General features: G+C 52.4%; 18 protein-coding genes. 17 read left to right on the top strand and 1 reads right to left on the bottom strand.

All coding sequences use genetic code 11. The annotated features are described in order from the left end of the window. Nucleotides 1-154 precede the first annotated feature (154 nt). Nucleotides 155-289 (bottom strand): 50S ribosomal protein L34, encoded by a 135-nt coding sequence (rpmH, locus tag BMX22_RS11040; RefSeq protein WP_028517572.1) that lies wholly within the window; start codon nucleotides 287-289, stop codon nucleotides 155-157. A gap of 602 nt (nucleotides 290-891) precedes the next feature. On the opposite strand from rpmH, the gene dnaA reads away from it, so the two are divergent. From dnaA to BMX22_RS10955, 17 genes are all read left to right on the top strand, one after another. Continuing rightward, nucleotides 892-2,265: a chromosomal replication initiator protein DnaA gene (gene dnaA, locus BMX22_RS11035; protein WP_074742504.1), complete on the top strand. Its 1,374-nt coding sequence runs from the start codon at nucleotides 892-894 to the stop codon at nucleotides 2,263-2,265. 471 nt (nucleotides 2,266-2,736) lie between these two features. Next, entirely contained in the window at nucleotides 2,737-3,840 is a 1,104-nt protein-coding gene (gene dnaN, locus BMX22_RS11030) for a DNA polymerase III subunit beta (RefSeq protein ID WP_074742503.1), read from the top strand. Between the two features lie 89 nt (nucleotides 3,841-3,929). Further along, on the top strand, nucleotides 3,930-4,139 hold the full coding sequence (yaaA, locus tag BMX22_RS11025; RefSeq protein ID WP_074742502.1) for a S4 domain-containing protein YaaA: 210 nt from the start codon (nucleotides 3,930-3,932) through the stop codon (nucleotides 4,137-4,139). Then, entirely contained in the window at nucleotides 4,136-5,281 is a 1,146-nt protein-coding gene (gene recF, locus BMX22_RS11020) for a DNA replication/repair protein RecF (RefSeq protein ID WP_074742501.1), read from the top strand. The genes yaaA and recF overlap by 4 nt, the downstream gene beginning before the upstream one ends. Then, a complete protein-coding gene (remB, locus tag BMX22_RS11015; RefSeq protein WP_318259732.1) occupies nucleotides 5,250-5,519 on the top strand; it encodes an extracellular matrix regulator RemB in 270 nt (89 codons plus the stop codon). The genes recF and remB overlap by 32 nt, the downstream gene beginning before the upstream one ends. Beyond that, nucleotides 5,516-6,052: a hypothetical protein gene (locus BMX22_RS11010; RefSeq protein ID WP_074742500.1), complete on the top strand. Its 537-nt coding sequence runs from the start codon at nucleotides 5,516-5,518 to the stop codon at nucleotides 6,050-6,052. Before remB ends, BMX22_RS11010 begins: the two co-directional genes overlap by 4 nt. A 7-nt stretch (nucleotides 6,053-6,059) precedes the next feature. Beyond that, nucleotides 6,060-6,590, top strand: a complete 531-nt coding sequence (locus BMX22_RS11005) for a transposase (protein ID WP_074742499.1) — start codon at nucleotides 6,060-6,062, stop codon at nucleotides 6,588-6,590. A gap of 3 nt (nucleotides 6,591-6,593) precedes the next feature. Further along, complete coding sequence (gene gyrB / locus BMX22_RS11000) at nucleotides 6,594-8,561, top strand: DNA topoisomerase (ATP-hydrolyzing) subunit B (protein ID WP_074742498.1); 1,968 nt, start codon at nucleotides 6,594-6,596, stop codon at nucleotides 8,559-8,561. A gap of 77 nt (nucleotides 8,562-8,638) precedes the next feature. Then, nucleotides 8,639-9,196: a YcxB family protein gene (locus BMX22_RS10995; protein ID WP_074742497.1), complete on the top strand. Its 558-nt coding sequence runs from the start codon at nucleotides 8,639-8,641 to the stop codon at nucleotides 9,194-9,196. A gap of 182 nt (nucleotides 9,197-9,378) precedes the next feature. After that, the gene (gene gyrA, locus BMX22_RS10990; protein WP_081349178.1) at nucleotides 9,379-12,057 is read left to right on the top strand and encodes a DNA gyrase subunit A; all 2,679 of its coding nucleotides are present in this window, start codon (nucleotides 9,379-9,381) and stop codon (nucleotides 12,055-12,057) included. Then, the gene (locus BMX22_RS10985) at nucleotides 12,050-12,514 is read left to right on the top strand and encodes a hypothetical protein (protein WP_074742495.1); all 465 of its coding nucleotides are present in this window, start codon (nucleotides 12,050-12,052) and stop codon (nucleotides 12,512-12,514) included. Before gyrA ends, BMX22_RS10985 begins: the two co-directional genes overlap by 8 nt. Beyond that, nucleotides 12,511-13,323: a metallophosphoesterase gene (locus BMX22_RS10980; protein ID WP_081349177.1), complete on the top strand. Its 813-nt coding sequence runs from the start codon at nucleotides 12,511-12,513 to the stop codon at nucleotides 13,321-13,323. The genes BMX22_RS10985 and BMX22_RS10980 overlap by 4 nt, the downstream gene beginning before the upstream one ends. 313 nt (nucleotides 13,324-13,636) lie before the next feature. Further along, a complete protein-coding gene (locus tag BMX22_RS10975; protein ID WP_074742494.1) occupies nucleotides 13,637-15,955 on the top strand; it encodes a glycosyl hydrolase family 95 catalytic domain-containing protein in 2,319 nt (772 codons plus the stop codon). A gap of 15 nt (nucleotides 15,956-15,970) precedes the next feature. Continuing rightward, complete coding sequence (locus BMX22_RS10970) at nucleotides 15,971-17,791, top strand: glycosyl hydrolase (RefSeq protein ID WP_074742493.1); 1,821 nt, start codon at nucleotides 15,971-15,973, stop codon at nucleotides 17,789-17,791. 16 nt (nucleotides 17,792-17,807) lie between these two features. Further along, complete coding sequence (locus tag BMX22_RS10965; protein WP_074742492.1) at nucleotides 17,808-19,121, top strand: hypothetical protein; 1,314 nt, start codon at nucleotides 17,808-17,810, stop codon at nucleotides 19,119-19,121. Between the two features lie 185 nt (nucleotides 19,122-19,306). Further along, complete coding sequence (gene spo0A, locus BMX22_RS10960; protein WP_074742491.1) at nucleotides 19,307-20,074, top strand: sporulation transcription factor Spo0A; 768 nt, start codon at nucleotides 19,307-19,309, stop codon at nucleotides 20,072-20,074. Nucleotides 20,075-20,100: 26 nt separating this feature from the next. Further along, on the top strand, nucleotides 20,101-20,610 hold the full coding sequence (locus BMX22_RS10955) for a flavin reductase (protein ID WP_074742490.1): 510 nt from the start codon (nucleotides 20,101-20,103) through the stop codon (nucleotides 20,608-20,610). The last annotated feature ends 168 nt before the right edge of the window (nucleotides 20,611-20,778 follow it).

The following is a 20,778-nucleotide window of genomic DNA, read 5'->3' as shown; positions in this document are numbered from 1 at the left end:
ACCAGTTTAGCCGTCAGCCGTCAGCCATTAACCTGAGCTAATGGCATCGGCTTCGCCGATATTTTCATCTGATCCGACATCAGCAGACCGCTGTACAGCTGATGTCTGCTAACAAAAAAGACCACAAAAATTAAAATTTTTGTGGTCAGCGTCGTCAGTGAGTTAATCTTGCTCTGCCCTTAGATCTTCTACGAGCTAAAACCTTTCTGCCGTTCTTTGTAGACATTCTCTTCATGAAGCCGTGCTCCTTCTTTCTGTGGAGCTTCTTAGGCTGATATGTTCTTTTCATATTCAGTGTCCTCCTCTCTTCACTATTGTTATACAAGAGCCGCTCTGCTGACCGACTCCTAATCGCATATGGACGCGCCTCAGTACGCGTTACACTATAAGATTATACTTCATTATTATCCGTATGTCAAGCAATTTCCGAAATTTTTTTTATTTTTCCGCATTTTTGATGATTTTGAACAATGTCACCTTATCCTTTTGCAAGCCTTTTCATCATTTTGGTGTATGCTCCGCTTTTGCCGTTATACGCGGAAAAACAGATGTATGTGAGCTCCGCGGGAACTGTCAGCGGGCTGTCAAAAACCTGTCAGTTTGTTGAAAGCCTATGTTGAAATGCTGTTTGAACGATGGTAGAAAACTGACTTTCAACAGCTCGATTTCCTTTATTCTGCGCTGTATTTTGTGCTTTTTAACATATTGGTCCCATTTCAACAAAGTTTTCAACAATCTGCTGAATTAGTGTTGGTATGTCTGTCCGATTTTCTATCTCTCGCACATATAAAATCGCTTGCAATTTCTATCCCCGTATGTTATAATATACTATATAATAATATAGGGGAGTATGGTCTTCCCGATTTTTTATTTTTCATACGGAGGTTGCATATGAACTCTTTCGAGGAAGTTTTTGAAAACGTTAAGCAATACTGCCGCGATAACGACAAGATCCCCGCTATCGCTATCAAAACTTGGATAGATCCGCTCAAGACCGTCAGCTTTGACGGTAAAGACGCCGTTTTCAGCGTTGATACGGAGTTTCAGAAAAATATCGTCATGACTACTTATGCTTCCGTGCTCGGTGATGCTTTCCTCAACGTGCTCGGTCTCAATGTCAATATCATCATTAATGTCGAGTCGGACGAGCCCGCTCTCAGCGGACAGATACCCACCGATGACGAGCTCGAGAAAAAGAATGCGGAGCTCGAGAAGTCTGTCAAGTTCGCAAACTATGACTATACATTCGATACCTTCATCGAGGGTCCGTCCAACAGTTTTGCGCTCGCCTGCAGCAAGTCTGTTGCCAAAAACTGCGGAGAAAGAGAGATATCAGGCTATAATCCGCTATTTATCTACGGTCCGTCGGGTATGGGCAAGACCCACCTCATCACCGCTATCGCAAACGAGGTCAGGAAAAATCACCCGAGCTTCAACATCGTCTACGTTACCAGCGAGACCTTCGGCAATGACCTCATCTCTGCCATTAAAAATAACCTCATCTCAGATTTCCAGGAGAAATATCGCAACGCAGATATGCTCCTCATCGACGATATCCAGTTCTTCGCGGGCAAGGAGCGTATGCAGGAGGAGTTCTTCCACACCTTCTACAAGCTGCATCAGGAAGGCAAGCAGATAGTTATTACTTCGGACAAGCCGCCGAAGGAGCTCATTACCCTCGAATCAAGGCTGCGTACACGCTTTGAGGGCGGTCTTATCGCCGATATATCCGCTCCCGACTATGAGACAAGGCTCGCTATCATCAACCGCAAGAGCGAGCTTCTCGATATGAAGATGCCCGCTGAAGTATCGGAATTTATGGCTAACCGCCTGAAATCCAATATACGTCAGCTCGAAGGCGCTGTTATCCGTCTGAAGGCTCTCAACCACTTCGCGGGAAGTCCCATAACCATTTCTATGGCTCAGAGCGTTATCCGCGATGTGCTCACAGATGAACAGCCTATACCGATAACTGTTGAAAAGATAATCTCCGAGGTATCCACAGTCTATGGAGTGTCTCCCGAGGACCTGCGCTCGAACAAGCGCTCTCAGCAGGTGTCTATCGCGCGTAAGGTCGCGATATACGTCGTGAGAGAGATAACACAGATGCCGCTCGCTTCTATCGGAACCGAGTTCGGCGGACGTGACCACTCGACTATCGTATACTCCGTAAACAGCGTAACAGAGGCGATACAGAAGGATCAGAACCTCAGCAACCTCGTCAACGATATTATCAAGAATATCCGCGACAAGAGCAAGACCTGATTTTTTCCCGCTGACTTTTTCCGACATTTTTTACAGGTTGGAAAAGTTGAAAAACACTGTTTCAACTTGTTATTCAACACATTGTTGAATACTTTGTGAAGATATTTCGCGGTCGGATATGAGGTTTCAACCTTGTCCACCATGCCGCTTCAACCGTCAACTGTGTGTTGAAGTGTAAAATCTTATCACTATCTGTAGAATCAACAGTTTTATTCACTTTTCTTCAACTTCAACTCCACTTAAATCAACTTTTTTCACTTAAAATATCGGGTCGGCAATTCTTTCCACGGATATGAAAAATCCCGCAACAGAGGGATGTGGACGAGAATATGCCTGTATTTGCGGATGTGAGGGCGATATCAACTTTTCCACGCCCCCTACTAATACTACTATGAATCTATATATATCTTATCATATCATTCCTGTGATATGATGGGTTCGTCTGATAATGAATACGGAGGTAATCTTTAAATGAGATTTATTTGTGAAAGAGATGCTCTCAGTGAGGCTATCAGCAATGTCTCGAGAGCTGTTCCTCAGAAGTCGACTATACAGGCTCTCGAGGGTATAAAGGTAAGAGTTGCTCAGAACAGCGTTGAGCTCACAGGCTATAACCTCGAAATGGGCATCAGAACATCTATCATCGCGAATACGACCGATGAGGGTGAGTTCGTTGTGAATGCAAGACTGTTCAGTGAGTTCGTAAGAAAAATGCCAGGCGATGAGGTGACTATAGAAATTGATGAGAATAATGTCATCAATCTTTCGTCGCTCGCTACGGAGTGCAGCTTCTCGGGCATCGCTGCGGACGAGTACCCCGACCTTCCCGTTGTAGATAATCAGAGGAGCTTCTCGGTAAAGGCTGTGACGCTCCGCTCTATGATAAATATGACAAGCTATGCGGCGTCTCTGAACGAAAGCAAGCCCATTCTCACGGGCGAGTTGTTCGATATCGAAGGGGGAAAATTCAACCTCGTGGCTATCGACGGCTTCCGCCTCGCGATAAGATGCGAGCTCACCGAGAGCAAGGAAGACCACCATTTCGTTGTCCCGAAAAAGGCTGTTACCGAGGTCTCGACCCTTATAAAGGACGATAACGACAAGAACTGCACTATTTGCGTGAATGACCGCCATATCATCTTTGAGGTAAACAATGTTTTCGTTATCTCGCGTCTGCTTGAGGGCGCTTTCCATAATTACAAGCTCAGTATACCCACGAGCCATAAGACAGAGGTCATCGTCAGCAAGAAGGAATTTATGACGAGCCTTGAGCGCTGCTCACTCATCATCGACGACAAGAATAAGTCGCCGATACGCTGCGAGGTCGACAACGGCGTTATAAAGATAAGCTGCCGCACGGGCATAGGCAGGGTAAATGATGCTATCTCCGCCGATATATCGGGCGAGCCCGTGACTATCGGCTTCAATAACAAGCTCATTCTCGAGGCGCTCCGCGCTGCCGAGGGCGACAAGGTAAGAGTGAGATTCAACGGCGCGATGAAGGTCATAGAGATACTCCCCCTCGAGGGAGAGAGTTACATCTTCCTCGTTATGCCTATCCAGCTCAGAAACTGAGCTTTTATCATAGGGACGTCGAGGACGCCGTCCCCTACAGAATCATAGGAACGCCGAGGGCGGCGTTCCCTACAGAGAGAGGATTTCATATGGAGGAAATCAAGATAAGTACCGAGTTCATCAAGCTCGATGCGCTGCTCAAGTTCGCTTCGCTCGTCGGTTCGGGCGGTGAGGCGAAAATGCTCATTCAGGACGGGAAAGTCCTCGTGAACGGCGAGGTCTGCACCATGAGAGGCAAGAAGATACGCAGCGGCGATACCGTGAAGCTCGACGGCGGCGGAGAGGTAAGGGTAGTTTGATAATCACCTGCGCCGAGATCGACGGCTTCAAGAACCTCGAGGGCGTTTTCTTCGAGCCCGACCCTAAATATAATATCATCGTCGGTCCGAACGCGCAGGGCAAGACCAATCTGCTCGAAGCGATGTGGATACTCTCGGGCTGCAAGAGCTTCCGTGGGTCGAAGGAAAAAGACTATATCTGCCTTTCGGGAAATCGTATGTCCGCGAAGATAAAGATACGCGACAGCGTCCGCGAGCAGAAGATAGAGTTCGAGATGACGCGCAGCCAGAGCTCGCCGAAGCTGATAACGCTCAACGGCGTCAAGCAGAAGGGCGCAAGAGCGCTGTTTGACGTGTTCAAGTGCATCGCATTCATCCCCGACGACGTCGACATCATCAAGGGCTCGCCCGAAAAAAGGCGCAGCTTCATTGATATGGCGGCTTCACAGCTCAACCCCGTGTCTGTTGTCCACATCAACAAGCACAACGCCGTCATGAACCAGCGGAATGCCCTCCTTAAAGGCATAATGCAGGGCTCGACAGACCGCGGTATCCTCGATATATGGGACAGGCAGGCTGCCCGCGAAGGCGCCGTCATTTCCTATATGCGAAACGAGTACGTCGCAAGGATAAACGCTATCTGCGGCGAGCTCTACCGCACAATTTCGGGCGGGGAGGAAGTCCTTGAGCTCGAATACAAGTCGAATGTGTACCGTCCCGAGGATATGGAGAGGGCGTGCGACGAGGCTGCCGTTGAGCAGTATTACCGCAAGCTCCGCGAGACCGAGGACTACGATATCCGCACGGGCTCGACGCATACGGGAGTCAACCGCGACGAGATAAACATCAAGATAAACGGCGTCAGTGCGAGAGATTACGGCTCGCAGGGACAGATAAAGAGCGCGGCTCTCGTGATGAAGCTCGCGCAGGCTGAGATATTCATGAAGCGCTCGAAGGAATCGCCCGTCATCTTCCTCGACGACGTAATGGGCGAGCTCGACGAGCAGCGTCAGCGCTTCATCTTCGATATGATAAAGGATATGCAGGTCTTCCTCACTACTCCCAACGAGGGGGCGCTGCTCCCCGAGATAAAGGGAAAGATAATGCGTATCAGCGGAGGAAGGCTCATTGATGAAAACGATATATCTTCACATCGGGAATAACTACTCCGTGGACGTGCGCGACATCGTCGGCATATTCGATATGGATAATACCACTGTTTCGGGCGTGACGAACAGGCTGCTCGACAAAGCAGAAAAGAAGAAAGAGGTCTTCTACGCGACGTATGAGCTCCCGAAGAGCTTCATTATCACCGCTAAGGGCGGCAGGAACAGAGTATATGTCTCGCAGCTTGCCGCAAGTACGCTGAAAAAAAGGCTCGCTGAAGGAGGCGGACTATGATGGATAATGTATCAATGAATGAAGATATGGACGCGAACAGCCCTGAAAAGAAAAAGAAGAAAAAAGAATTGCGCACCGCTTTGATCGTGGTTTTTGTTACCCTTTCTTGTATTTTTTTGCTTCTGTTTTTTATGTATAAGACCTTTGTGCCTATTTCATGGTCAAGATTCAATGACAAGAGAATTGAATACATCGAAGATAAGCTCAAGCTCGACCTCGATAATGTAGAGCCCATGTCTTATCGTCACATCACAGCTCAGGACCATATCGCGGATTTTGATTTCAAGGTCGATGATTATAAGTCCTTGATGGAAAATGACTTCCACGGAGGGGCTATCATCAGTCATTTTGAGGAAGATGACAAAAGCGCTGCGAAGTATGTGTGCTGGGTGGAGGATATGTCTGACGTCTACAGCAAGTGCTTCAATGTTACATTCACCAAGGTTGATGACGGCTATAAGGCTAAGCTGTATTGTTACAGAAATGTAGGGACTATGTCAAAATATTACACGGAGACGACCACTTCGCAATAACGCGTGTATGGAACCAAACGACAGGAAACTGAATCGCCTGAAATATTACGATTATTCGTCGAACGGGTTGTATTTCGTAACGATTTGTACGAAGAAAAGAGTGCAATACCTATCCAAAATTACATTCGGCGAAAATGACGTAGGGAACGCCGCCCTCGGCGTTCCGCACGTAATATTGACGGAATACGGAAAAATTGTAAATGACAATATCAGAAAAATAAATGAAATATACAGGTATGTTTCGGTGATAAAATATGTTGTAATGCCCGACCATATCCATATGATATTATTTGTTTCTGACCACGAAGATAATGTGGGCGGAACGCCGAGGGCGGCGTTCCCTACAAAATCGGTTTCGCAAATCATAAATGCATTGAAATCAATCTCAACAAAACAAATTGGCTTTTCGATATGGCAGAAATCATTCCACGACCACATAATCAGAAACAGGGAAGAATTGCGCCAGATATGGCAATATATCGACAATAATCCCATTAACTGGGCTAATGATATTTATAACCAAAATTCATGGAGGTAGATCATGAGTCAGCAGAATAATAATTACGACGAGAACGATATACAAATACTGGAAGGACTGGAAGCTGTCCGCAAGAGACCAGGTATGTACATCGGCTCGACAGGTCCGAGCGGTCTTCACCATCTTGTTTACGAGATAGTGGATAACTCCATTGACGAGGCGCTCGCGGGCTATTGTACCGAGATAACCGTCGAGATACTCCCCGACGATATCATCCGCGTTTCCGATAACGGACGAGGCATACCCGTAGGTATACACCCGAAAGAAGGTATCTCCGCGGCGACTGTCGTTTATACGATACTCCACGCGGGCGGTAAGTTCGGCGGCGGCGGTTATAAGGTGTCGGGCGGTCTTCACGGCGTCGGTGCTTCCGTCGTAAATGCGCTCTCGGAGTGGCTCGAGCTCACCGTCAAGGACGGTCAGCACGTTTACTTCCAGAGATTTGAGCGCGGTCATTACGACGAAGAGCTCAAAGTCATAGGCGATACCACCGAGACAGGTACCTCCGTTATGTTCAAGGCTGACAGCGAGATTTTCGAGACCACCGTCTACGAGTATGAGATACTGCTGAAAAGGCTCCGCGAGCAGGCTTTCCTCAACGCGGGCATAAAGATAGTCTTCACCGATAAGCGCGATGAAGAGAACATCATAGGCGAGACCCTCCACTATGAGGGCGGTATACGCCAGTTTGTAGAGCATATCCACGCTACCCGCGGATATGAGGCTCTCGGCGGCGATGTCATCTACGTTTCGGGTATGCAGGGCGATTCCTTCGCGGAGATAGCCATGCAGTACAACGACAGCTACAACGAGGTAGTGCTGTCGTTCGCAAACAATATCCACACCAAGGACGGCGGCTCGCATGAAACAGGCTTCAAGAACGCCCTTGTAAAGGTGATAAACGAGTACGGCAAGAAGTTCAACAAGTTCAAGGAGAAGGACAACTCCAAGAAGGGCAAGGACGCTCCCAAAAAGGAGATAGAGAGCCTCAGAAAAGAGGATGTGCTCGAAGGTCTGACAGCTATCGTGTCGGTGAAGCTGACGGAGTGCGAGTTTGAGGGTCAGACCAAGGGAAGGCTCGGAAATCCCGAGGTCAAGCCGTTCGTTGAGAAGCTCGTCACCGAGAAGCTGATGAACTTTCTCGAAGAAAACCCCGAGACTGCCAACATTATTTTTGAAAAGTGCCTCTCGGCATACAGAGCGAGGGAAGCCGCTAAGCGCGCACGTGAAGCCGAGCGCAAGAAAAATGCTTTCGGCAACGCTTCTATGCCCGAAAAGCTTGCGGACTGCTCGGAGCGCGATGCACGCTACACCGAGATATATATCGTCGAGGGAGATTCGGCGGGCGGCTCTGCAAAGCAGGGTCGTGACAGAAAGTATCAGGCGATACTCTCTCTCTGGGGCAAGATGCTCAACGTTGAAAAGGCGCGTATCGACCGAATCTACGGCAACGACAAGCTCGAACCCGTCGTTACCGCTCTCGGTACGGGTATCGGCGAAGACTTCGATATCACAAAGCTCCGCTACGGCAAGGTCATCATCATGGCCGATGCCGATGTCGACGGTATGCACATCAGGACGCTTCTGCTGACGTTCTTCTTCCGCTATATGCGTCCGCTCATCACAAACGGCAACGTTTATATAGCTCAGCCGCCTCTCTACCGCGTCGAGCGCAATAAGAAAGTCTGCTATGCCTTCTCGGACGAGGAGCGCGACAATTACATCGCAGAGCTCTCCGAGAACGGCAAGTTCAAGGTGGAGACTCAGCGCTATAAGGGTCTCGGTGAGATGGACCCCGAACAGCTCTGGGAGACCACTATGGACCCCGAGAACCGCACTATCGTTAAAATTGAAATGGAGGACGCGCTCCGTGCCGATGAGACCTTCTCGATACTCATGGGTGACAAGGTCGAGCCGCGCCGCCTCTTCATAGAGAAAAACGCGAAGTTCGCACAGAATCTTGATATATAAGGCAGCACCGCACAATGCCCGCACGACGGCTTGGCGGCTCTGCCTGAAGCTGCAAAAAAACGGAGATACAAAACATAATGGAAGATAAATATATTCTTGAAAAGGAATACAGCATATCTGCGGATATGTTCAGAGAGGCTTACCGTGCCTATCAGAAGAAATTCGTTTACCCGAAAAGTTACTTCTTTATGGCGATATTCCTCATTCTGTCGGCGGATTTCATCTATGCCGCCTTCAAGGACATGAGCAACTACTTCGCTTATATCCTCATCGTGATATGCCTCGCGCTCGCGTTCAGGGAGTGGTACAACCCACGCAGGATAAGACGTTCGCTCGTCGAGACCGTGCAGGAAATGGGCGACCTCGTCTACAAGATAGGCGTGGGTGACAGCTATGTGGACATCTCGACGGTGTCTGCTCCCGACGGCATCGAGGACGAAGACGGCGGGGAATCCGAGGATATGGCAGGGGAAGATGTTCCCGAGCCGACCCGAATCCCTGTCGACGGGAAGATGAGGCTGCTCGAATACAGCGAATTCTTCCTGCTTCTTTACGGCAAGCAGGTGTTCTACATCATACCGAAGGAGAATTTCAGCGAGTCCGAGCGCGATATCATCAGGAAGCTCGCGTCGTGAGCCGTTAGCCGTTAGCCATTAGCCGTTAGCTTATGGTATCGGCTTCGCCAATAATTTTTAAATATTCGTCCGCGTCAGCGGACACCGCGAGCTAAAGGCTAAAGGCTAATAGCTAATGGCTTAATCAAGTTTTTTTCAGAGCTTGCAGATACAGGCTCTAACACATACAGGAGGTAAAAATCTTGCTTTACAATGACAATTCCAAGGTTATACATTCCGAGATAGTCAACGAAATGGAAAACTCTATGCTCCAGTACGCTATGTCGGTCATAGTATCAAGAGCCTTGCCCGACGTAAGGGACGGTCTCAAGCCCGTTCACAGGCGTATCCTCTATACGCTGCATGAGAACGGTCTTACCCCCGACAAGGCGTACAGAAAGTGCGCCGATACCGTCGGTGCCGTGCTCGGACGCTATCACCCTCACGGTGATGCTGCCGTTTACGACGCTCTCGTCCGACTCGCGCAGGACTTCTCGATGAGATATCCGCTCGTTGACGGTCACGGAAACTTCGGTTCTATCGACGGCGACAAGGCTGCCGCCTACCGTTATACCGAGGCGAAAATGGCTAAGATTACACTCGATATGCTCACCGATATCAACAAGGAAACTGTCGATTTCGCGCCTAACTACGACGACCGCCTCAAAGAGCCAGTGGTGCTCCCCTCACGATTCCCGAACCTGCTCGTAAACGGTTCGACGGGTATCGCTGTCGGTATGGCGACGAATATTCCTCCGCACAACCTCGGCGAGGTCATAGACGCGCTTCAGCTCCTCATCGACGACCCCGACTGCTCCATGGACCAGCTCATGGAGAATATCAAGGGACCCGACTTCCCCACGGGCGGCATCATCATGGGCAAGGCGGGTATCCGCGCCGCTTACGGTACGGGACGAGGCAAGATAATACTCCGCAGCCGCACCCATTTCGAGGAGATAGGCGGAAGAAACTGCATCATCGTCGACGAGATACCCTATATGGTCAACAAGACCCTCATTCTCAAGAATATCAACCAGCTCTGCAAGGACAAGCGGCTTGAAGGTATTTACTACCTCCGCGACGAGTCCGACAAGGACGGTATGCGTATCGTTATCGAGCTCAAAAAGGACGCTATCCCGAATATCGTGCTCAATAAGCTCTTCGCTATGACGAAATTGCAGGATACCGTCGGCATAATCATGCTCGCTCTCGTCAACGGCGAGCCAAAGATACTCACGCTCAAGCAGATGCTCCAGCACTATCTTGACTTCCAGGTCGATGTTATCCAGCGCAGGACACGCTTCGACCTCCGCAAAGCCCTCGAAAGAGCACATATCTTACAGGGATTCGTGCTCGCTGCCGACCACATCGACGAGATAATCCAGATAATCCGCAGCAGCAGCAATATCCCCGAGGCTAAAGCCCGCCTCATCGAGCGATTCAAGGATATTGATATGTCGGAGCTCCTCGGACGCATAGATGTTTTCAAGGGTATGGACATCTTCAAGGTGCTCGATACCGCCGAATTCGACCTCAGCGGCACCCACCTCGCAAGCGCGAAGGGGCTCTCCGAGGAACAGGCTGAGGCTATCGTGCAGATGAGGCTCGGTGCATTGACAGGTCTCGAGCGGCAGAAGATAACCGACGAGCTGTTCGGGCTCCTGACAAAGATAGAGGAATTCGAGGAGATACTCGCGGACGTCAACCGCGTTTACCAGATAATCATGGAAGACCTCAACGTCATCCGCAAGAAGTTCAGCGACCCGCGCCGCACGGATATCGAGTCCGTATCGGGCGAGGTCGATATCGAGGACCTCATCCCCGAGGAGGACTGCGTCGTTACGCTCACAAACAACGGCTATATCAAGCGTATGCCCGTTACCGAGTATAAGACCCAGCGCCGCGGCGGACGCGGTATCACAGGCATGAAGCAGCGCGAGGAGGACTTCGTGGATACCATGTTCATATGCGGTACTCACGATAATATCCTTTTCATCTCAAACAAGGGCATTATGTATAAGCTCAAATGCTACGAAGTGCCCGACGGCTCGAAGGCTTCACGCGGCTTCAACCTCATAAATCTGCTGCCTCTCACCGAGAATGAGAAGATAGCGGCTATGATAAAGGCTACCGATTTCAGCGACGAAAAGTTCATCGTTATGGTCACAAAGAACGGCAAGATAAAGCGTACCAACCTCTCGATGTACAAGAACGTGCGCAAAAACGGTCTTATCGCTATCGGTCTCGACGAGGGCGACGAGATAGCGGGCGTCCGCATGACAGACGGAAATGCTCAGGTATTCGTTGCTACTCACAACGGTATGGCTATTCGCCTCGAAGAGGAGAAGATACGCGCTCTGTCGCGCTCCGCTCACGGCGTGAGAGCTATAAAGCTCCGCGAGGGCGACTACGTTGTCGGCATGGCAAGAGTGCGCGAAGGGGCTACTCTGCTCACTGTCACCGAAAACGGCTACGGCAAGCGCACGAGCCTCGAAAACTACCGCATACAGGGCAGGGGCGGCTACGGTCTGTCGAACTATAAGGTCGACGATGTACGCGGTCATGTCTGCAATATCAAGATAGTCGACGAAGAGGACGATATCATCCTCGTTTCAAGCGACGGCATCATCATCCGCATACTTGCAAGCGATATCCGCGTTATGGGGCGTATCGCCAAGGGCGTGCGCGTTATGAAGGTCAATGAGGGCGCTAACGTTGTGGCGTTCACGCGTGCCGAGCATGACGAATCCGAAGAGACCGAGAAGGTCGAGCAGCTCACCGAGGAGCAGGCTAAACTCGCTGAGGCTGAGGCTGCCGAAGAGGAGAAAAACGAGGTAATCATCGAGGCTGACCCCGACGACAATGACGACGATAATGAATAAAAACAGCGCGGCATCGTCTCTCAGATTCACGCAGAGCCCGCTCAGCGCGGCGGTCATCACCGTGCTGAGCCTGTTCTGTCAGTTTCTCAACTGGTTCGCGTTTGAAAAAATAGGCTACCCGTGGTGGACAGCTCTGATAACGCCGCTCCTGCTCTGTGCGATGTACCATTTCGTGCAGCTCGATGCGGGCGGAAAAAGCGGTTATTCGCGTATATTCGTATTCATATTCTCAGCGGCAGTTCCTCTGCTGCTGGGAATATTCCTTACTTTGGCGATGTTTTTCGGGGCTCCCGATATCAGCACGTTTGACCCCGAGGCTGAGTACAGGGGGAGCGTCCCCGAGCTGACAGCGCTCTATTCGGGCAGATTTATCGTAACATCGCTGTATCTGTGCGTGTTCGCGCTCATTGATATACCCGTTCTGCGTGCCTGTGACAGGAAAAGGAGGTGCGAATGAAGTACCTCATCATCACCGCCGCTGCGGTTGCCGTGATACTTGCGGCATACCTCGTCTTCGAGAACTTTTTCCTGCTCAGGATAAGGCGGGAAAGGCTCGGGCAAGGCGTGCGGATACTGCATATCTCAGACCTGCACAGACGGCGCTTCGGCAGGGATAACTGCCGTCTCATAGGGGCGGCAAGGTCCGAAAAACCCGATATCATCCTGATAACAGGGGATATCGTGTCGCGCAGGGAGAATGATTTTTCGGCTGCGGAAAAGCTGCTGCGGGAGCTTTGCTCCATTGCGGACGTGTACTTTATCTACGGCAATCACGAGCAGAGCCTTACTGCTCCCGACGGACAGGCGCGATTTGCGGATATGCTGGAGCGGACAGGTGTGAAGCTCCTCCGCGACCGCACAGTCACGGCTGAGATACGCGGCAGGAGATTCAATGTCTGCGGGCTTGAGCTCCCGTATACCACGTATAAGAAAAACGGCAGCTATTTCCGCCTCGACAGGCTGACTGTCGGGGATATCACCGCGGCACTCGGTAAATGTCCGCAGGGTGAGACCCTGCTGCTCGCGCATAACCCGATCTTCGGCAGGGAATACGCCGACTGGGGCGCGGATTACACCTTCGGCGGACATATACACGGCGGCTCGGTAAGGTTGTTCGGGATAGGTCTGCTTTCTCCCGAAAGAAGGTTTTTCCCGAGGTATTCCAAGGGTGTGTATAACATCGGCGGGAAAAAGCTGCTCGTGTCGGGCGGGCTCGGTAAGCTGAGAGCCTTTAATCCTCCCGAGATAGTGGTCTATGAGATCTGATTACCGAGGATGTAAATAAGACGCGGGCGGCAGACGCCGCTCTACAAGTCATTATCAAAGGTGATACTGATATTTTTGCATTAAAGGGACGCACATTAGGCTGCTCCACTTAGCGGAATTTGTGGGCTACCGAGCCGTAAAGTAACGGCTCATATTTGGTAACCTGCGATCCGCCAAAGGGGGCTCCCCTTGTGCGTCCCTTTTTGCTGTATGAACGGAAAAAATCGGAAGATATCCCGTGCGGGTTGCTATTTTTATTAATTTATGTTATAATAACAAGATAAGATAGAATAGACCATGATAGGAGCATTTTATGTCAACTGAAACGATACTGAGCTATAAGCAGCCCGCCGAGGACTTCAACAGCGCCCTTCCCGTAGGAAACGGACGCATCGGCGGCATGATATACGGCAGAGCCGAAAACGAGCTCATCGGGCTCAACGAGGACTCGATATGGTCGGGAGGGCTGCGTCATCGCGTCAACCCCGACGCGAGGGAGGGGCTCGCCGAGGTGCGCCGCCTTATCCTCGACGGGGAGATACCCGCCGCAGAAAGGCTCGCCTTCGAGAAGATGCAGGGCGTGACGCCGAATATGCGCCATTATATGCCGCTCGGTGACCTCAGTATCCACTCCCGCATCAGCGGCAAGCCAAAGGACTACTCCCGCACCCTCGACCTCTCCACCGCCGTCTCGCAAGTAAGCTTCAATGCGGACGGTATAGGCTATACGCGCAGTGTTTTCGTGTCTGCACCCGACGAGGTAATGGTCATAGATATCCACTCCGATACGCCAAAGAGCGTGTCCCTCGAAGTCTCTATCGACGGGCGCGACGACTACTACGACGACAACCGCCCCTGCGGCGAGAATATGATACTCTATACGGGCGGCACAGGCAGCCGCGACGGTATATTCTTCGCTGCCTGCCTCGGAGCTAAGGCTGAGGGAGGCGAGATACGCACCGTCGGCGGAAAGATAGTCGTAAGGGACGCAGATTCCGTGATGATAGTGCTCTCCGCACGCACGAGCTTCTACACCGAGGACTATATCGAGTCCGCCGAGGTAGACGCCGAAATGGCGCTGCAATGCGACTTTGACGAGCTCTACTTCCGCCACGTCTGTGACTATAAGGCTCTCTTCAACAGGACGGAGCTCAACCTCAACGACAACAGCGGCGAGAACCTCGAGAACTTCGCGACTGACGAGCGCATTTCCCGCCTGAAAGGCGACGAGCTCGACAGCACCGACTGCGAGCGCCTTATCCACGACAATAAGCTGATTGAACTGTACTTCAACTACGGCAGATACCTTATGATATCAGCGAGCCGCCCCTCGACCCAGCCCATGAATCTGCAAGGCATATGGAACCGCGATATGTGGCCTGCGTGGGGCAGCAAGTTCACGATAAACGTAAACACCGAAATGAACTACTGGTGCGCCGAGAGCTGCAACCTCTCCGAGTGCCACCTGCCGCTGTTCGACCTGCTTGAGCGCGTCTACAGGAACGGCAGGGACGTCGCAAAGGAGATGTACGGTATCGAGCACGGCTTCGTCTGCCACCATAATACCGATATATGGGGCGACTGCGCTCCCGCTGACCTGTGGATGCCCGCGACGATATGGCCTATGGGCGGCGCGTGGCTCGCCCTCCACATCTTCGAGCACTACGAATATACCCTCGACAGGGACTTTCTTGCCGAGAAATACCATATACTCAAAGGCGCAGCCGAGTTCATGGCGGACTTCCTCATCGAGGACGGCGAAGGCAGGCTCGTTACCTGTCCGTCGGTATCGCCCGAGAATACCTACCTCACCTCCTCGGGAACGCGCGGCTGCCTCTGTGCGGGACCGTCTATGGACTCGGAGATAATCACCGTGCTCTTCACCGACGTGATAAAGGCAGCGGAGATACTCGGCAGGGACAAGGACTTCGCAGACAGGCTCGCGGAGCTGCTGAAAAAGCTGCCGCAGCCCGAGGTCGGCAAGTACGGACAGATAAAGGAATGGGCTGAGGACTACGACGAGGTGGAGATAGGTCATCGCCATATCTCGCAGCTTTTCGCGCTCTATCCCGCAGACCTCATCACGCCCGTAAAGACCCCAAAGCTCGCGGACGCCGCAAGAGCCACGCTTGTACGCCGACTGATACACGGCGGCGGACATACAGGCTGGAGCTGCGCGTGGATAGCGAATATGTGGGCAAGGCTGTACGACGGGCGTATGGTCTACGAGAACCTGAAAAGGCTGCTCTGCCATTCCACCAATCCGAATATGCTCGACACTCACCCGCCGTTCCAGATAGACGGAAACTTCGGCGGAGTTGCCGCTATCGCGGAATCGCTCCTGCAAAGCGTGTCGGGAGAGCTGATACTGCTCCCCGCTCTGCCTGATGAGTGGCACGAGGGAAGCATACGCGGACTGCGCGGAAAGGGCGGCTTCGGTGTTGATATCGCGTGGAGGGACTGCAAGCTCGCGTCCGCGGAGATAACGTCCGACAAGGGCGGCGAGTGCAGGCTGCGCGCAAACTGCGTTGTCAGCATAACCTGCGGCGGAGACAGCGTTGCCTCGCGGATAGAGAACGGCGTCGTCATATTCGATACCGAGGCGGGGAAGAAATACAGCGTTAAGGCATAACGGAGGACAAAACCAATGGATATTCGTAAGCTGACCGCGCTCGCGGCGGCGGTCGTGATGACCGCTTCGTGCGTGGTATCATGCAAGAAAAAGAACAAGGACGAATCGAGCGAAGCAGAGTCTGTTACAGAGGCAGTGAGCGTCACAGAGGAAGAGACCGTCGGAACTTACCCCGACTACCCGATAACCTACCCGGAGATAGAAAAAAAGCCTACGGGCGACCTCTATGAGGCGGAGGATGCCAAGCTCGGAAAGGGTCTGAAGGTAGTGAGCGCTCCAAAGGAGGAGACTACCGACAAAGACGGCAAAAAGGTGAAATCCGAGGCTGACACACAGCCTGCGACCAAATTCGACCCGACCGTCAAGCCCGATACCGTCATCTCAAAATACAGCGGTGAGGGCTATGTAAGCGGCTTCAAGAACGACGGCAGTGCGGCGGTAACATTCACGGTCGAAGCTCCGACAAATCAGCATTACGACCTCTCGTTCAGTATCGCCGCTGACCTCTTCGTCAACTGCGATGTGCTCGTGAACGGCGTTGAGACAGCTGCATTCAAGACCATGAGCGACAGCGAGTTCACGCTGATAACACTTTACGGCGTGTTCCTCACTAAGGGCAAGTCGGAGATAGAGCTCCGCCCGCACGGCGATATCAAGCTCGACTACCTGAGAATGAGCGATAATACCTCACTGAGCGCTATAAAGTACGACGCAGAGAAAGACCTCTCCAACAAAGAGGCGGGCAGGTCTGCGAAGGAGCTCATGGACTTCATGACAAAGTATTACGGCAAGTACGTGATGACGGGACAGTATGCGTCGAGCCCCAAGAATGACGAGCTCGAGCTCATATACCGAACGACGGGCAAGTATCCTGCGATACGATTCTCGGCGCTCCACACCAACAACAAGAACTTCGACAGCGCTTTCAGAGATATAGACGCCTGCGCCAACTGGTACAGAAAGGGCGGTATCGTCGGGCTGATGTGGTACTGGGAGGCTCCCTCCAAGACAAAGCAGTCGGTGTATGCTAAGGATACCGATTTCAGGCTCTCCGACGCCATGACCGACATCGACATCGCCGAAATGACGCAGGAGGAGATACGCGGCCTCTACGGAGAAGGCAAGATATCCGAGCAGTGCTACGGGCTCATTCTCGACATTGACAATATGGCGGGTCAGCTCACCTCGCTCAAAAACAAGGGCGTGCCCGTGCTGTGGAGACCTCTCCACGAGGGTTACGGCGACTGGTTCTGGTGGGGCGCGAGCGGTGTTGACGCGTACAAGTGGCTGTGGGAGCTGATGTACCGCCGCTATACCAACTACTTCGAGCTCGATAACCTCATCTGGATATGGAACGGTCAGAGCGAGAGCACTCTCGTAAACAAGTCCACGTTCGATATCGCTTCGCTCGATATATACCTCGACAGCGGCAAGGACTACGGCAGCCGCTATGAGCAGTTCCTCGCGCTGCAAAATATCGTCGGCAAGGAAAAGCTGATCGCGCTGAGCGAGTGCAGCACCGTTCCCGACATCGACGCTTCCTTCCGCGACAATGCGGTGTGGTCGTTCTTCGGGCTGTGGTACGGCAAGTATATGACCGACGAAAACGGCGAGTATTCCGAGAAATTTACGAGCAGAGACGCCCTCATACGCGCCTATAACTCCGAGGGAGCACTGACTCTCGACGAGTATATCAAGCTGCGCGGCGGCGAGAAGCTCATTCCCGATTACGGCAGCGAGAAGCCGACAACAACTACGGAAGCAACGACTTCGACCGACGCAGTCTCCGCAGACACCTCGGAAAGCACCGAAACTACGGCTGTTTCCACGGACTGACCCAAGGAGGTTCGATATGGACAACATGATAAAGCCGCGTATCGCCCTCACGCGGGAGCAGGTCGAGCTGAAGCAGAAAATGCTCGATGAGGTCGGAAAAGCCGACTACAGGGCGGTCAGCTTCCGTCTGACAGGCACGCTCACCTCCAATGCCTTCCCCGAATTCGAGGACATTTTCATGCTCATGGAGGAGGACTTCCGCGCGCTGACGACCGTGAAGAAAAGCTTCAAGGAGCTGCGCACTGCCGCTGCGGATGCCGCCGAGAAGAAGTACGAGAGCTCGGGCGGCGCGACGATAGAGCGTATCTATGAGATACTCGCGAAAAGTGCCAAGCTTTCGCCATTCGGCAGGGATAAGCTCATGAAGCGCGAGTGCGAGCTTGCGGTACATTTCACACTGACAAGAAGCCTCGGCAAGGAGCTCTTCGACGCGGCAAAACGCACCAAAAAGAAGATAATCATAGTCGCTGACACGATATATCCGCGCAATGTGGTCGTCCGTATCCTGAGCAATTGCGGCTACGAGCAGGCGGACGAGCTCGTCGTGCCGTCGGAGCTGAAAGGCAGCGTCACCGACCATAAGGCTGTATACGACGCAATTCTCGCAAAGGCGGGAGTTGCTCCGTCGAAGCTCCTGCACATCGGAGGCGACGTCGAGGCTGATGTCGAGACGCCGATAATGAACGGCTCGAAGGCTATGCTGCTTTCCGGGACTGTCCCGCTGATGGTCAAGTCGGGACGTCTGCGCGGCTGGGTGCAGGACAAGCACGTCTACGACTATGACGAGCCCGAATATCTCGCGCTGCACGGTGCTTTCGGCATTTATGCCGCATACCTCTTTGACGTCCCGCTGAGCAAGTCGCCGCAGAGCGACTTCTGCGCGAGCGAGTATATGCTCGGATTCATGGTCGGCGGAACGGCACGCGCGGCAGATATCCGCCCGAAGGACAAGACTCAGGCGAAGCTCCTTGCGCTGCTGTCGGAGAGCTCGGAAGCCGCGCGCGGCATGGAGGATATGGACAGGCTGTTCCACTTCCACTTCGACGGACACCTTGAAAAATACGGTTATAAGGACTGCGATATGCCACTGCGCTTCTTCGCGGAGCACAGCGCGGTCGGCGACAGGGCAATGCTCCAGAGCCGACTCGACCCGACGGATTTCGCGGAGTGGACGGAGGGTACGAAAGAGCCCAAGCTCGCTCCCGTACACGCGCGCAAGCTTAAACGCAGTGCCACAGCCAGGCTCGCGGACAAGCTTTTCCCGCCAGGGACAAAGGTGCGTAATATCGCCGACGGTATGCTCGTCAAGATGAAGGGCGGAGGGAAATAAAGCTTCATATTCCCGCAAACTTCGCAGTTTCTCACGCACAAACGACCATTCTCCGCCGCCGTGACAGCTTTCATTCGTCTGTGATAAAACATTCCCGAAAACGACATTATTCTTTGTTGCTCAGTGGACTGCTCCTGTGATATGATAGAAACATAGAGAAAATCATCAATCAGGAGGTTAAAACTATGAACAACAAAATAAAGGTACTTATCGGGGACGATTCCGCAGGAACAGGCGTTAGTCTGGCGAATAAGCTCCGTGAAAAGGGAATGTATGCGTATACCCGCAGAAAGGACTGCGATGTTATCGTCGATTCCATACGCAATGACCCGCCCGACGCCGCTGTTCTCGATATCACGGCAGAAAACGGCGACGCCGTCACCATAATGAAAAGGGTGAAGGAGCTCGGCGTGAAGCTTCCCGCATTCGTTATCACCTCAGCCTTTGACAACGAGTTCATAGAGAGGCAGGTAATGGAGAACGGAGCCGCTAAGTTCCTGCTCAAGCCCTACGATGCGGACGACCTCATTTCTGCGATAACCTCTGCCCTCGGTGACAGAGCAAATAGCCTCAGCGACGATATGGAGGTCGTCATCACAGATATCATCCATCAGCTCGGCGTGCCCGCACATATCAAGGGCTATCACTACCTGCGCACTGCTATACTCTACTCCATAGCGGACAAGGAGCTCCTCGACAGCGTCACGAAGCTCCTGTACCCGACTGTAGCGGGGATATACGACACGACCTCATCACGTGTCGAGCGCGCTATCCGTCACGCTATCGAGATAGCGTGGGACAGAGGCAATGTTGATACTCTCAACTCATTCTTCGGCTATACAGTCGATACGAGCAAGGGCAAGCCAACAAATTCGGAATTCATCGCGCTCATCACTGATAAGCTCAGACTGCGCTATAAATCGGCTCTCAGGAGGGCACAGGTACAGGCGTGAGCGCGGTATATTAAGGAGGAATAACAATGTCATTCAGGAAAGTCGAACTTTCAGCGCTCAAAATCGACCCGTTCACAAAAATAGGCAGGGAGTGGATGCTCCTTACGGGCGGCACTATGGACAGTTTCAACACCATGACCGCTTCATGGGGACAACTCGGCGTGCTGTGGAACAGAAACGTCCTCACCTGCTACATACGACCCAACAGGTATACCTACGGCTTCATCGAGGACGGCGAGACCTTCACTGCCTCATTCTACGGCGAGCAGTACCGCAAGGCGCTCTCTTTCTGCGGCTCGCACTCGGGCAGAGACTGCGACAAGGTCAGTGAGACAGGTCTCACGCCCGCTGACTTCGGCGGAAGCGTCGCATTCGAGGAGGCTGACCTCGTGCTCGTATGCCGCAAGCTCTACAGCTATGACCTCACAGAGAGCGGCTTCCTCACTGACGACGGCATCCCTGCGCAGTTCTTCGCCTCAGACCCGTATCACCGCGCATATATCTCCGAGATAGTCGGTGTTTACGTAAAGGAATGACCGACATCCTGAGAGGAGCCCCATGACATAAGGGCTGTACGCATACAGAAGCAATACGGAGTATTTATTGAGGGAAACCCTTTTGAAAAAGGGTTCCGCTAACAGCGGCGGTCCCCTCTGTCGCTTCGCGACATCTCCCCGCACTGCGGGGAGTCACCCTCAAACTCC

This window comes from Ruminococcus sp. YRD2003, assembly GCA_900109435.1.
GTDB classification, from domain to species: Bacteria; Bacillota; Clostridia; order Oscillospirales; family Ruminococcaceae; genus Ruminococcus; species Ruminococcus flavefaciens_G.
Note: the sequence above shows the minus strand (reverse complement) of the source record. Positions and strands in the feature narration are given on the sequence as shown.

What these genes read in the sequence shown, in the direction of transcription:
- dnaN (WP_074742503.1), top strand. Translation starts at nt 2,737, where the DNA reads ATGAGATTTATTTGTGAAAGAGATGCTCTCAGTGAGGCTATCAGCAAT.
- yaaA (WP_074742502.1), top strand. Translation starts at nt 3,930, where the DNA reads ATGGAGGAAATCAAGATAAGTACCGAGTTCATCAAGCTCGATGCGCTG.
- BMX22_RS10970 (WP_074742493.1), top strand. Translation starts at nt 15,971, where the DNA reads ATGGATATTCGTAAGCTGACCGCGCTCGCGGCGGCGGTCGTGATGACC.
- BMX22_RS10955 (WP_074742490.1), top strand. Translation starts at nt 20,101, where the DNA reads ATGTCATTCAGGAAAGTCGAACTTTCAGCGCTCAAAATCGACCCGTTC.
- BMX22_RS11005 (WP_074742499.1), top strand. Translation starts at nt 6,060, where the DNA reads ATGGAACCAAACGACAGGAAACTGAATCGCCTGAAATATTACGATTAT.
- dnaA (WP_074742504.1), top strand. Translation starts at nt 892, where the DNA reads ATGAACTCTTTCGAGGAAGTTTTTGAAAACGTTAAGCAATACTGCCGC.
- BMX22_RS10975 (WP_074742494.1), top strand. Translation starts at nt 13,637, where the DNA reads ATGTCAACTGAAACGATACTGAGCTATAAGCAGCCCGCCGAGGACTTC.
- spo0A (WP_074742491.1), top strand. Translation starts at nt 19,307, where the DNA reads ATGAACAACAAAATAAAGGTACTTATCGGGGACGATTCCGCAGGAACA.
- remB (WP_318259732.1), top strand. Translation starts at nt 5,250, where the DNA reads ATGAAAACGATATATCTTCACATCGGGAATAACTACTCCGTGGACGTG.
- BMX22_RS10995 (WP_074742497.1), top strand. Translation starts at nt 8,639, where the DNA reads ATGGAAGATAAATATATTCTTGAAAAGGAATACAGCATATCTGCGGAT.
- BMX22_RS10965 (WP_074742492.1), top strand. Translation starts at nt 17,808, where the DNA reads ATGGACAACATGATAAAGCCGCGTATCGCCCTCACGCGGGAGCAGGTC.
- BMX22_RS10980 (WP_081349177.1), top strand. Translation starts at nt 12,511, where the DNA reads ATGAAGTACCTCATCATCACCGCCGCTGCGGTTGCCGTGATACTTGCG.
- BMX22_RS11010 (WP_074742500.1), top strand. Translation starts at nt 5,516, where the DNA reads ATGATGGATAATGTATCAATGAATGAAGATATGGACGCGAACAGCCCT.
- rpmH (WP_028517572.1), bottom strand. Translation starts at nt 289, where the DNA reads ATGAAAAGAACATATCAGCCTAAGAAGCTCCACAGAAAGAAGGAGCAC.
- gyrB (WP_074742498.1), top strand. Translation starts at nt 6,594, where the DNA reads ATGAGTCAGCAGAATAATAATTACGACGAGAACGATATACAAATACTG.
- BMX22_RS10985 (WP_074742495.1), top strand. Translation starts at nt 12,050, where the DNA reads ATGAATAAAAACAGCGCGGCATCGTCTCTCAGATTCACGCAGAGCCCG.